This is a genomic window from Pedobacter gandavensis, assembly GCF_032678745.1.
GTDB classification, from domain to species: Bacteria; Bacteroidota; Bacteroidia; order Sphingobacteriales; family Sphingobacteriaceae; genus Pedobacter; species Pedobacter gandavensis_C.
This window is the reverse complement of record NZ_JAVTST010000002.1, coordinates 470,566-483,024: the sequence shown is the minus strand read 5'-3', so window position 1 is coordinate 483,024 and position 12,459 is coordinate 470,566. Positions and strand designations below refer to the sequence as shown.

Below are 12,459 nucleotides of genomic sequence, written 5' to 3'. Positions count from 1 at the left end.
CTTGCAAAGGTAACCTTAGCATTAGAATTAGACGAAGACATGGCTATTAAAATAACAGACGAATGTATTAACTGTGGAGCATGTGAGCCTGAATGCCCAAATAATGCGATTTATGACGCAGGCACAGCCTGGAGATTCTCTGATGGAACCAATTTAAATGGTATCATTGATTTCGGCGGTAAAGAAGTGGACTCAGAAGCTGCTATGGAAGCAGGATCGGACGAAGTTTATTATATCGTTTCCGATAAATGTACAGAGTGTAAAGGTTTTCATGATGAACCTCAATGTGCGGCAGTTTGCCCGGTAGATTGTTGTGTTGATGATGAAGATGTGCGTGAAACTGAAGAAGAGCTATTGGCTAAAAAGGCCTGGTTACATCAGGAAAACTAAGAACAGAATTATTGAAAAATATAAAGGACGCTTTTGGCGTCCTTTTTTATGCTTAATCTTTATCTTCAAATTTATTGGGAACAATCAATACAGGGCAAGCTGATTTTCTGGCGACGTGTTCTGCAACACTTCCCATTAGGAAATGGTAGAGACCTGTACGGCCATAAGTGCCAATTACAATCAGGTTGGAGCCCCATTCGTCGGATTGCTGAATGATGCCATGTGCTGCATTATCAATCACACTTAAATAAGTGGTTGGAATTCCTAGACTATATTTTCCTTCTATTTCTTTCAATAGCATATTGCTATTTTCTTCACTATTGTCGTAAGTCTCTAAAAAAACCGGGGCAAGGGTGAGGTCTGGGTTGATATTTGCCGGAATAGGCTCTATGATATTAACCAGTGCGACTTCTGCACCAAATGTTTTTGCGATTTCATACCCTGTCTTGGCCGCCTTTTCGGAGCAGGTACTATTGTCGACAGCAATTAAAATCTTTTTAAGGTTCATGATCTTACAATTTAATGGTTATACTATTAAGACATCTTGTAACTATGAATTGTTTGCTTGCTACCAAGCGATAAAAAAAGCGAATTTTCTGAATCCGGTAATCCTTTGGTCTAATATATAGATTTTCAAGCGGTTTATAGAAAACAACCAGGAAATTTGAAATCTTATAATATTGCTTAATAATGATAGAGATATTGTTATTTTTATAGCACCAGAAATGCAACAATATGGAACAAGAATATGGAATTTGCAGGGTGGCCATCGCCCCACTAAGGACTGAAGCTTCTGATAAGGCAGAAATTAGTTCTCAGTTGCTTTTTGGTGATCATGTAGAAATTCTTGAAAAGAAAGAAAACTGGTGGTTGATCTACAATGCTTACGATGGTTATGAAGGCTGGATGGATTTCAAACAACTGGCCATGCTTTCTTTAGAGCAGTACGTCCATAATCATGATTGTGACCATATTGTTCCTGCAGAATTGCTGGGAACAGTGATCGATGATGAGGGGACTAAGTATTACCTTTCTCCGGGTAGTAACCTGCCAATGTTGGACAATGGTTTTTGCTATCTGGGCCAACAAAAGTTTAAAGTGATGTTTACGCCTTTAAAAATTACTGCTTTTCATACGATAGAAGAATTGATTCAGCATGCGCTTTTCTTTTTAAATGCACCTTATTTATGGGGAGGGAGGAATTTGTTTGGGATAGATTGCTCTGGATTTGTACAAATTGTGTTTAAAATGAATGGGCTTCAATTGAAACGGGATGCCTGGCAGCAGGCAGAGCAAGGGGAAGTGGTAGACTTTTTACCAGGTGTAAAACCAGGCGATGTTGCTTTTTTTGATAATGCCGATGGGAAGATTATCCATGTGGGCATTATGCTCAGCACTGATCGGATTATACATGCTTCGGGTAAGGTTAGAATTGATCCAATAGATGATCAGGGGATTTACAATGCAGAACTGGGACGTTATAGTCACAAACTGAGAATCATAAAGCGCTTTATTTAAAAGCCCAGTCTTTTTCGACTGGGAGATCATTCATTAATTACTTTCTACCAAACAACTAGGCTGATACTTTACCGGGAAGTTACAGGAATTGGCAATAAAACACATTTTATGTGCCTGTTCATGCAATGCATTGGCTTTGTCCTGATCTTCTGCTTTAGTAATCGTGACCACCGGATATAAGGTCACTTCTGAAAAATGACCACTACCATCTGGGTTTTCTAACATGGTACCTACGGCATTGTCCTTGTAATCCATCACAATAATATCATTCTGAGAGCAAAGGTGAAGGTACCATAGCATGTGACAAGAGGAGAGGGAAGAAACCAGTAAATCCTCTGGATTATGTTTGGTCTTATCTCCCATAAAATCAGAATCAGAAGAACCAGAAATGTCTGCTTTATGATCAATTGATATCACATAGCTTCTATCGTAAGAGCGGTAGTCCATCGTCCCCGAACCTTTGTTTCCAGTCCAGGTGACTGCAGTTTTATATTGATGTTCTTTTGCCATGATCGGTACTATTTTATACCAATTTAAACATTCTTACTTTTCTTTTCTCAGTTTTTTGAAAGTAAATGGCAGTGTTCTGATAACCTGCTAGTTAAATTCCCAGACCATGACTTGTCGGTCGTCTCCGGTAGAGATCAGGTATTTCCCATCAGCAGACCAAATCAGTTTATTAATGGAATGGAAATGGCCTTCTGTGTTCTTCTCCAGACTCAGAATTTTGTATAATTTGAAATCTTGACTGCCCCATATTTTAATGCCTTTATCCTGACTACAGGTGGCGAAATAGGGTTCTGTAGGATGAAATGCAATAGCGTAGATACTAAACATATGAGCAGCGATGCTATTGATCAATTCGTATGTAGGGAGGCTCCATACTTTCAATTGAGCATCCCGGCTCCCTGAAATCAGGTAATCTCCGCCAGGAGCATATTGTAAGGAGGTAATGGGTAAAGTGTGACTGGTTAGTTCTTTAACAAGGCTGTAATCTTCAGAATTATAGATTCTAATCACTCCGTCTTTACCACCTAATGCCATTTCCTTTTCATCATTACTTAAGGCAATGACCCTGAGGGTTTGGGGAATCACCTGGAAATGATACAATAAAGAGAAGTCTGCTAAAGACCATACTGCCAGTGTTCCATCTTCTCCAGTACTGATCAATTCATTTTTGTAAGTAATGGTTTTTAGGTCAAATACCCCTTTTTGATGGAAGCTTAAAGTAGCAATTACTTTTTCTTGATCGAGGTTAAAGACCAGGATCAATCCGCTACGTTGTGCGATAAATAACAGGTTGCCGAAGCGGTGCAAAGCATATACAGAGCTTTGCACCGGTACAAGAACTTTTACAAAACCCATCGTTTCCAAGGACCATTCTACCACACCTTTGTCATTACCGGCACTAAAAAAGGTGTCTTTTTTAGGGGAGTTCGCTAGGGCATAAATTGGATTCTGGTGTCCATTTAGGGTATGTAAGTGTTTCAGCATAATTATGTTATTCGGTAATTTTTATTTTAGAGCTGTTGTTATTTACAGCACCATTTTTATTTAAGGTGTCTTTTCTCCAGATTCTGGGCGATCTCTGTTAAGCTTTTTCCTTTTTCTTTTAGCAATACTAAAAGGTGGAAAATTAAGTCGGAACTTTCATTCACAAAATCTTCATCAGTTTCATTTAAAGCGGCAATAACGGTTTCTACACCTTCTTCACCTACTTTTTGTGCAATCTTGTTCAGTCCTTTCTGACGAAGTTTGTTGACATATGATTCTTCCGAAGGGTTTTCGTATCTGTCGGAGATAATGCTTTCCAATTCAAAAAGGAAGTTCTGATTGTAGTCTGTTTTAAAGCAGCTTCTGCTTCCTGTATGGCAAGTTGGGCCTACTGGACTGGCTTTAATCAAGATGGTATCACGATCGCAATCAATGTGCGTATCTTTTACGAAAAGGAAGTTGCCACTTTCTTCACCCTTGGTCCACAGGCGGTTTTTAGACCTGGAAAAGAAGGTTACTTTACCTTCTTCCTGAGTTTTTGTCCAGGCTTCCTGATTCATGTAACCCAGCATTAAAACTTCCAGTGTCTGGTCGTCCTGAATGATGACAGGAACCAGTCCGTCTGTTTTTTCAAAATCTATATTCATAACCTTACAGGTATATTGTGGTATTTTAATTTTTGTTTCAGGTCGGGGATAGGGATCTCACCGAAGTGAAATACCGAAGCCGCAAGGGCTGCATCGACGCCTGTTTTTTCAAAGACTTCAATAAAATGTTCTACTGTTCCGGCACCTCCAGAGGCAATAACAGGGATGTTGATCATTTGAGTAATGGTATTCAATAAGCCACAATCAAATCCTTGTTTCGTCCCATCATGGTCCATAGAAGTCAGCAGAATTTCTCCGGCACCTCTACTTTCCGCTTGTTGAATCCAGTTTTCTGTTTCCAATTCTGTGATCAGCCTGCCACCGTTTAAATGAACGCGGTTTTTCCCTTCCACCAATTTGGTATCTACAGCAACCACTACAAACTGAACGCCAAATGCAGCAGCCAGTTCTTCAATTAAAGCAGGGTTCTTTACTGCTGCAGAATTGATACTGATTTTATCTGCTCCAGCATTTAACAGGGCTTCTGCATCCTGAATGGTGGTAATTCCACCACCAATAGTAAAGGGGATGTTCAGCTGACGGGCAACTGATTTGACCATTTCTATCATCGTTTTACGACGTTCATGGGTAGCGGTAATGTCCAGAAACACGAGTTCATCAGCACCTTGCTGGGCATATTGCCAGGCCAGTTCTACCGGGTCTCCCGCGTCTTTAAGGTCGATAAAGTTGACCCCTTTAACCGTTCTGCCATCTTTAACATCCAGGCATGGAATGATACGTTTACTTAGCATCGGCTTAAAGAGAAGTCATTTGCTTTAAATTCCATTCTTTGATCTCCTCGATAGTGATTCTATTTTCATAAATGGCTTTACCCACTACTACAGAACGGATGTCTAATTTCGCCAGCTCTTCAATATCTTTCATTGAACTTACTCCACCAGAAGCGATCAGTTTAATGAATGGAGAGTGTTCCAATAGTTTTTTATAAAGATCTACAGCAGCTCCTCCTAGTTTTCCATCTTTGTTGATGTCTGTGCATAAGAACCTGAAAAAGCCCAGTTGCAGACATTTATCTACGTAATCCATTAATTTGATTGGTGAACTTTCCATCCAGCCAGAATATTTGATCACTTCATCCAACACATCAATCGCAACTACGATTCTGTTGGCATAATCATATTTCTTGCCTACTTCCTGACTTAATTCCGCAAGAAAATCAGGATTAGTAATGGCTTGTGTACCTACGATAACGCGGTGAATTCCTGCATCCAATAGGTCTGTAACCTGTTGAATGGTGCGGACTCCGCCTCCGTATTGTACACGCATATCAGTTTTACTGATAATTTCAAACAATGCTTTCTGGTTACTGAAGTCACCTTTAGCACCGTTTAGGTCAATAATATGTATGAATTCTGTACCGTTAGAACGGTATGTTTCGATCATTTCAGCGATGGAAACATCATATTCAGTTTTCTGGTTATAGTCACCTTCTCTAAGGCGGACTACTTTACCATCTAAAATATCAATAGCAGGAATAATGTACATTTTATTGTTTTAAGTTTGAGAAATTCTTTAATATATGCTCGCCGGCGCTCCCAGATTTTTCCGGGTGGAACTGAACGCCATAGAAATTATCTTTTTGTATGGCTGCAGAAAATGGCGTACCATAGTTTGCAGTGGCAATATCAAAAATAGGGTTATATTCAATAAAGTACGAATGCACAAAGTAAAATTGTGTCAGGTTAATAACCCCTTCAAATAATGCATTGTTTTTATGTTCGATATTATTCCATCCCATATGCGGGATTTTAATGCCCTGGTTTTTGTCAAATAAACGGGTTTTTAAAGGGAAAATCCCCATTAGTTTAGCATCTCCTTCTTCAGAATGATCGGTTAGGAGCTGCATGCCTACACAGATGCCTAAGACTGGTTTTTTAAGCGCTTTAATAGGTGCTACCAGACCGGTCTGTTCCAGCTTTTTCATGGCTGCACCAGCGTGACCTACCCCTGGAATGATGATATGGGTATATTTATCCAGATCAGCTTCCGTATTGACCATTCCATAGTTGAGGTATTGTCTTTCCAATGCTGAGGTCAGCGAAAAGATATTACCCGCTCCGTAGTTTACAATTCCAATCATTACAATACGCCTTTAGTACTCGGTAAGACTAGCTTTTCAGCATCGCGTTTAATAGCCATTTTGATGGCTTTTGCGAATGCTTTAAAGATCGCTTCAATTTTATGGTGTTCATTTTCGCCTTCGGCTTTGATGTTCAGGTTGCATTTTGCAGCATCGCTAAACGATTTGAAGAAGTGATAAAACATTTCTGTGGGCATATCACCAACTTTTTCACGTTTAAAATCTGCATCCCAAACGATCCAGCTTCTACCGCCAAAGTCGATGGCGGCCTGTGCCAAACAATCGTCCATAGGTAAACAGAAACCATAGCGCTCCAAACCTAGTTTATTGCCGATTGCCTTTGCAAAAGCCTCGCCAAGGGCGATACCTGTATCTTCAATAGTATGGTGTTCATCGATATGAAGATCGCCATTGGTTTTTATTTTCAGGTCGATACTTCCATGACGCGCAATCTGATCCAGCATATGGTCAAAGAAATTTAATCCTGTAGCTATTTCCGCTTTGCCAGTGCCATCCAGATCAATATCGATGCTGATCTTTGTTTCATTGGTATTTCTTTCATGGTGAATTGTCCGTGTTCCGGCTTTCAGCATGGTATAAATGTCTTCCCAGTTTTGGGTCTTTAATGCGATATGATCATTTAGGGCTTCTATCTTATCCAGATTTTCATTGGCACCCAATTGCAGGTTATTGCATAACCAAATAGCTTTTGCACCTAGATTCTTAGCAAGAATGATGTCATTGATGCGGTCACCGATTACAAATGAGTTTTTAAGGTCGTAATCTGAGGTTAGAAAATGTTGCAGTAAGCCGATGTTAGGTTTACGTGTTGGGGCATTTTCATGGGCAAAAGTTTTGTCAATGATTACCTCGTTGAAAACTACGCCTTCATTGGCGAAGGTGTTCATTACAAAGTTGTGTACCGGCCAGAAGTTAGCTTCCGGGTGAGCATCTGTTCCCAATCCATCTTGATTGGTTACCATCACTAATTCATAATCCAGTTCTTTGGCTATTTTAGAAAGGTAATAAAGAGAACGCGGGTAGAATTCCAGTTTCGCAAAAGAGTCGATCTGCTCATCAGGTGGTTCATTAATGAGGGTGCCGTCTCTGTCAATAAATAATACTTTTTTCATCAGAATATATTTTTTCAGGGGTTATGAAGCTACCATAAGCATATTTATGACTGTTAGTAAGGATATGCTTATGATGGTTTTCATGTTTTATTAGTTAAGCGCTTTTAACGCTGCTAAGAGGATTTCGTTTTCTTGTGGGGTTCCTATGGTGATTCGAAGGCAACCTTCGCATAAAGTTACTTTAGACCGGTCTCTGACAATGATGCCCTGGTTCACTAAAGCATCATAAGTTTTCAACGCGTCAATGACTTCAATTAGTATAAAATTGGCATCAGAAGCATGAACTTTCTTAACGATAGGTAGGTTGATCAGCTCTTCGCTCAGGTTTTCTCTTTCTGCAACAGTGAGTTTGATCCATTCGTTGACCTGTGCAATGTTTTCCAGGGCTTTTAAAGCAAGGTCTTGTGTTGCCTGGTTGATGTTGTATGGAGGTTTTACTTTATTTAGAATATCGATCACAGGGCGGGCAGCAAATGCCATTCCCAGACGTAATGCGGCAAGGCCCCATGCTTTAGAAAAGGTTTGTAAGACCACCAGGTTAGGGTATTCTGTTAATTCCTTAATAAAGGTGCGTTGTTTTGCATAGTTAATGTAAGCCTCATCTATGATTACCAATCCCTGGAAATTTGCCAGCACGGTTTCAATATCTGTGCGGATGATAGAATTTCCTGTAGGGTTATTTGGAGAACAGATGAAGATTAGTTTCGTGTTTTCATCAATTGCTTCTGCAATTTTCTCCAGGTCCAATTGGTAATTAGGCAGAAGACTTACTTTTCTAGCTTCTACATTGTTGATGTTTGCAGAAACTTCATACATTCCATAAGTTGGAGGAAGGATGATGACATTGTCTTTTCCAGGCTCACAAAAAGCACGGAATAGGATGTCTATTGCCTCATCGCTACCATTTCCAAGGAAGGTATTTTCAATAGGTACACCTTTGATCTTGCTGAGTGCATCTTTCAGATCCAGTTGTAATGGATCAGGGTATCTGTTAAAATTGACATCTAGAGGAGAACCGTATCCGTTCTCATTAGCATCTAAAAATACACTGGCCTGTCCTTTATATTCATCTCTTGCAGTAGAATATGGTTTCAGATTTTTGATGTTTTCTCTTTGGAGGTTATTGATATCCATCTTTATGATTTTAAACGAATAGTGATTGCATTTTTGTGCGCTTGCAGACCTTCTGCAGCAGCTAATACTTCAACGGTATTGCCAATATTGGCTAATCCTTGTTCCGTGATGTGTTGAAAAGTGATTTTTTTAAGGAAAGAATCCAGGGATACCCCAGAATAGGCTTTTGCGAAGCCGCTGGTAGGTAAGGTGTGGTTGGTTCCAGAAGCATAATCACCGGCACTTTCGGGAGTCAGGTTGCCTAGAAATACGGAACCTGCATTCTCAATTAAGGGGATTAGCTGCTCAAATTTAGCGGTAGCTAAGATGAGGTGTTCAGGGGCATATTCGTTGCTAAATTCCATGGCCTGTTCCAGGTTTTCCACCAATACTACATAAGAATTGGCGATCGCCTTTTCTGTGACGTCTTTTCTAGGAAGTACAGCAATCTGCGCTTCAATTTGTTTTAAAGTTTCGGTAACTATTTCCTGAGAAGTTGCCACTAAAATTGCCTGACTATCAGCGCCATGTTCTGCCTGAGCCAATAGATCGGAGGCGATGAATGCTGGATTGGCAGTGTTGTCGGCAATGACTAAAACTTCTGAAGGACCTGCAGGCATATCTATAGCAGTCATGCTGCTGGATTGAATTAGTTGTTTCGCTTGTGTTACGTAACGGTTTCCAGGACCAAAGATCTTGTAAACTTTAGGCACGCTTTCCGTCCCATAAGCCATGGCAGCAACGGCTTGCGCACCGCCTATCATATATATTCTTTTGATACCAAGCTTTATCGCACAATAAGCAAGGTAGCAATTTGTTTTTCCGTCTTTTTGTGGAGGTGAACACACTACGATTTCTTTACATCCAGCCAATACAGCAGGGATACCAAGCATCAAAAAGGTGCTGGGTAAAACCGCTGATCCGCCGGGGATATATAGGCCCACACGACTGATTGGTCTGGATTCCCGCCAGCAGGTTACGCCGGGCATGGTTTCTAACTTATTTTCCGTGTTGGCCTGTGCCGCGTGAAAGGCCCTGATATTTGCATAAGCCGTATCAATGGCTGCTTTTTCTGCTGCAGGAATAGTTGCGGCAATGCTTTCAATCTCAGCTTCTGACAAGTATAATTCTGTTAGGGCTACCTGATCAAATTGCGCTGCATAGTCTATCAAAGCAGCATCCCCACGCGTTTTCACTTGCTCAATAATTTGAGTTACACGATCCGTAATATTAGTATCGTCTTCAAGTTGTCTTGAGCATAGATTTTTGATCTCTTCTTCATTCAACTCTTTATAACTATAGATTTTCACTGTGTTGAGTTTTTAGGTGAAACTTAAGCGATGATTTTCTCAATTGGCATAACTACAATTCCCTGGGCACCGGCAGCTTTAAGGCTGTTGATCTTTTCCCAGAAATCGTGTTCTGCAATTACAGAATGAACAGCAACCCATTCTTCATCAAACAAAGGCACCACAGTTGGACTTTTTACACCTGGTAATAAATCTACTACTTTCTTTAGGTTGATTTTCGCCACGTTGAGCACCACATATTTGGTTTCTTTAGCGCGTAATACCGAAAGGATCCTTTGTAATAACTCCTGTACTTCAGGTAGTAACTCTGATCCTTTGCTGCCAATCAGGATGGCTTCAGATTTCATCACTTCAGAGAATGGTTTTAAACCGTTGCTCTTTAAGGTACCACCGGTAGATACGATATCGCAAATGGCATCGCTCAATCCTAATCCAGGGCCGATTTCTACCGATCCGGAAATGGTTCTTACTTCTGCCTTTACATGGTTTTCTTTTAGATACTTCTCTAAGATGACCGGGTAAGAAGTCGCGATGGCTTTACCTTCTAATTGTGCGATCTCCGTAATCCTGCTTTCATTAGGAATAGCAATTTTTAAGGTGCATTTTCCGAAACCTAATCGTTGAAGATAAGATACATCTGCGCCTGATTCTACAATCACATTTTCACCAACAATACCAATATCGGCAATGCCATCCTGAACATATTCTGGAATGTCATCATCTCTTAGGAAAAGAATTTCTAATGGGAAATTGGTAACGGTGGATATTAGGGAACTTTTGTAGTTTTCGAATGATAAACCACAGTTTTTAAGAATTTCTACTGACTTTTCGTTTAATCTACCAGATTTCTGGATAGCTATTTTAAGTGTTTTCAATTATGCTGTATTGAATATATTGAATATTGGACAAGAAGATATTTCGGAAACAAGTTTTGAAGTACAAAACATTACATATACATCGCCGACAGGCGATGGTGCAAATGTAAATGATGGTTCAAAATTTGATTCATAATTCTTTTTAAGTCCTTAATCAACAATGTTTAGCATGTTGTGGAACTGCAAATATATAGATTGAAAGCAAAAAACAAAATATATATGGCATTTAATTTGCCTAAAGGAGTTTGATAATGACAATTAACGTCTAGTTTTGTAAAAAAAATACCACATTGAAAAAAATACTGTTCTTCTTAATCCCGTTTTGTTTGCTTTTAAATGGTTGTTCTTGGTTTAAAGAGACACCAGAGATTGGTTTGATACTTTCTAAACACTTTGACCGTAAACTTTATAAAGATTTTGATACTGCGGAGTATAATGTAGTGTTTAAGCAACAATTTGATGTTTTGAAAGGGAAGTTGTCTAACCCTAATACCATAAAATACTTTTATGCGAGCCATAATGAAGAGCCACGTTTAGTGACTCAGTTTTTCATTACCGGCGGATTGGATACCTTAACTGCTTACATTTCAAGAGTAGATGCGCATGGCTTCAATCCTGAATTATTTAGATTGGAAGAATTGAAAAAGGCTTTACAAGATTTGTCTGTCAATAAATTCAAAACCATTCAGGAAGTTTATCCTGTGATTGCAGCTTTAGAATTGAATGCTGCGGAAAGCTTAACCAAGTATGATAATTTTGTGAGCTATGGCAGTGTCAATCCACGTAAACTGTTTTCCCGTTATTATGTTCCGGTAAAGCGCCCGGATAGTGGCAGTATGTCTAAGGTGTTGGCCACTAAGGATATTCAAGGATTGCTGAAAGAGATGCAGCCTGATTCTAAACAATATATTGCTTTACAGCGCAAATTAGCGAGTTTAAAAGCTGCTGGTCTAGGGAAAAGTGATCAGGCGAAAACCATAATGGTAAACATGGAACGTTTGAGGTGGAAGCTGCCCGAGATGGGCAATGAATACGTAGAAGTGAATATTCCTGATTTCTCGCTCACCTGGTTTAGTAAAGAAGATACGGTAAGCCATATGAAAGTGTGTGTAGGAGGGAAGAGAGAAGAAGGATATGCAGAGAAAATCGCTAAGTACGTGAAAAGTGGTAATCTGGATGACAAGCCTAAAAATCATGAAACCCCAATTTTGTATAGTAAGCTGAATTCTATTCAGGTAAATCCAATCTGGAATATTCCAGTGAGCATCGCCAGAAATGAAATCTATTGGATGGCAAGAAAAGATCCTTATTACCTTTCGAATAGCAATATTAATGTGTACCGCAATGGGAAATTGATTGGGGAGCCAGATACGATTCAATGGAGCAATTACTCCAGGGAGAAGTTACCTTACCAATTTAAACAAGGTTCAGGGGATGGGAATGCCTTAGGTAAGTTTAAATTTATCTTTGATAATGGTTCCAGCATTTACTTACATGACACGAATAATAAAAGCGGTTTTGCTAGAGCCAATCGTGCCATTAGCCACGGTTGTATACGTGTAGAAAAACCATTAGAATTTGCCCAGAATCTGGTTAAAGATAAAAACCGTTACGATCAGTTGAGGATGGAGGTTAATCTTCCGCCTTTAGATACCACTAAAATGGCGCTGTATCGCAAAAAACTGGCAAAGAAAGCAGATACTGTTAATTTATTTAAGCTAAAACCTACCTGGTTTGGTACGAAAAAACAGGTGCCCTTGATTATTAATTACATTACCGCCTGGTCACAGAACGGTACAATGCAATATAGAGCAGATGTTTATGGTTTAGATGAAACTTTATGGTCTGCTATGAGGAAATTCATGTAAAAGTTCTACC

The 12,459-nt window shown here is 39.6% G+C and carries 14 protein-coding genes; 3 read left to right on the top strand and 11 right to left on the bottom strand.

The genetic code is table 11. The features are described 5' to 3' along the window. Positions 1–39: 39 nt before the first annotated feature. Complete coding sequence (locus R2S10_RS09795) at positions 40–390, top strand: 4Fe-4S dicluster domain-containing protein (RefSeq protein ID WP_316749989.1); 351 nt, start codon at positions 40–42, stop codon at positions 388–390. A 52-nt stretch (positions 391–442) separates the two neighbouring features. On the opposite strand, the gene R2S10_RS09790 is transcribed toward R2S10_RS09795, so the two are convergent. After that, on the bottom strand, positions 443–898 hold the full coding sequence (locus R2S10_RS09790; protein ID WP_316840263.1) for a universal stress protein: 456 nt from the start codon (positions 896–898) through the stop codon (positions 443–445). A 227-nt stretch (positions 899–1,125) separates the two neighbouring features. Between R2S10_RS09790 and R2S10_RS09785 the strand changes: the two genes are divergently transcribed. Beyond that, complete coding sequence (locus tag R2S10_RS09785) at positions 1,126–1,908, top strand: C40 family peptidase (protein WP_316840262.1); 783 nt, start codon at positions 1,126–1,128, stop codon at positions 1,906–1,908. A 33-nt stretch (positions 1,909–1,941) separates the two neighbouring features. Here the strand turns inward: R2S10_RS09785 and R2S10_RS09780 are convergent, their stop codons facing one another. The 10 genes from R2S10_RS09780 to hisG all read right to left on the bottom strand — a co-directional run bounded on the left by R2S10_RS09780 (position 1,942) and on the right by hisG (position 10,581). Beyond that, positions 1,942–2,418 carry an OsmC family protein gene (locus tag R2S10_RS09780; protein WP_316840261.1) on the bottom strand — a complete coding sequence of 159 codons (477 nt, stop codon included), beginning with the start codon at positions 2,416–2,418 and terminating at the stop codon, positions 1,942–1,944. An 87-nt stretch (positions 2,419–2,505) separates the two neighbouring features. Then, the gene (locus tag R2S10_RS09775) at positions 2,506–3,402 is read right to left on the bottom strand and encodes a WD40 repeat domain-containing protein (protein ID WP_316840260.1); all 897 of its coding nucleotides are present in this window, start codon (positions 3,400–3,402) and stop codon (positions 2,506–2,508) included. Between the two features lie 56 nt (positions 3,403–3,458). Continuing rightward, entirely contained in the window at positions 3,459–4,049 is a 591-nt protein-coding gene (gene hisIE / locus R2S10_RS09770) for a bifunctional phosphoribosyl-AMP cyclohydrolase/phosphoribosyl-ATP diphosphatase HisIE (protein WP_316840259.1), read from the bottom strand. Continuing rightward, positions 4,046–4,801 carry an imidazole glycerol phosphate synthase subunit HisF gene (hisF, locus tag R2S10_RS09765; protein ID WP_316840258.1) on the bottom strand — a complete coding sequence of 252 codons (756 nt, stop codon included), beginning with the start codon at positions 4,799–4,801 and terminating at the stop codon, positions 4,046–4,048. The genes hisIE and hisF overlap by 4 nt, the downstream gene beginning before the upstream one ends. Before the next feature lie 4 nt (positions 4,802–4,805). Then, positions 4,806–5,555, bottom strand: a complete 750-nt coding sequence (gene hisA, locus R2S10_RS09760; protein WP_265841304.1) for a 1-(5-phosphoribosyl)-5-[(5-phosphoribosylamino)methylideneamino]imidazole-4-carboxamide isomerase — start codon at positions 5,553–5,555, stop codon at positions 4,806–4,808. A gap of 1 nt (position 5,556) precedes the next feature. Further along, entirely contained in the window at positions 5,557–6,150 is a 594-nt protein-coding gene (gene hisH / locus R2S10_RS09755) for an imidazole glycerol phosphate synthase subunit HisH (RefSeq protein WP_316840257.1), read from the bottom strand. Next, complete coding sequence (gene hisB, locus R2S10_RS09750) at positions 6,150–7,283, bottom strand: bifunctional histidinol-phosphatase/imidazoleglycerol-phosphate dehydratase HisB (protein ID WP_316840256.1); 1,134 nt, start codon at positions 7,281–7,283, stop codon at positions 6,150–6,152. The genes hisH and hisB overlap by 1 nt, the downstream gene beginning before the upstream one ends. A 90-nt stretch (positions 7,284–7,373) precedes the next feature. Continuing rightward, complete coding sequence (gene hisC, locus R2S10_RS09745) at positions 7,374–8,417, bottom strand: histidinol-phosphate transaminase (RefSeq protein WP_316840255.1); 1,044 nt, start codon at positions 8,415–8,417, stop codon at positions 7,374–7,376. A 2-nt stretch (positions 8,418–8,419) separates the two neighbouring features. Next, the gene (gene hisD / locus R2S10_RS09740; protein ID WP_316840254.1) at positions 8,420–9,706 is read right to left on the bottom strand and encodes a histidinol dehydrogenase; all 1,287 of its coding nucleotides are present in this window, start codon (positions 9,704–9,706) and stop codon (positions 8,420–8,422) included. A 23-nt stretch (positions 9,707–9,729) separates the two neighbouring features. After that, positions 9,730–10,581 carry an ATP phosphoribosyltransferase gene (gene hisG / locus R2S10_RS09735; RefSeq protein ID WP_316840253.1) on the bottom strand — a complete coding sequence of 284 codons (852 nt, stop codon included), beginning with the start codon at positions 10,579–10,581 and terminating at the stop codon, positions 9,730–9,732. Positions 10,582–10,871: 290 nt separating this feature from the next. Here hisG and R2S10_RS09730 point away from each other — a divergent pair, with 290 nt between their 5' ends. Further along, complete coding sequence (locus tag R2S10_RS09730) at positions 10,872–12,449, top strand: L,D-transpeptidase family protein (protein WP_316840252.1); 1,578 nt, start codon at positions 10,872–10,874, stop codon at positions 12,447–12,449. Positions 12,450–12,459: the final 10 nt, after the last annotated feature.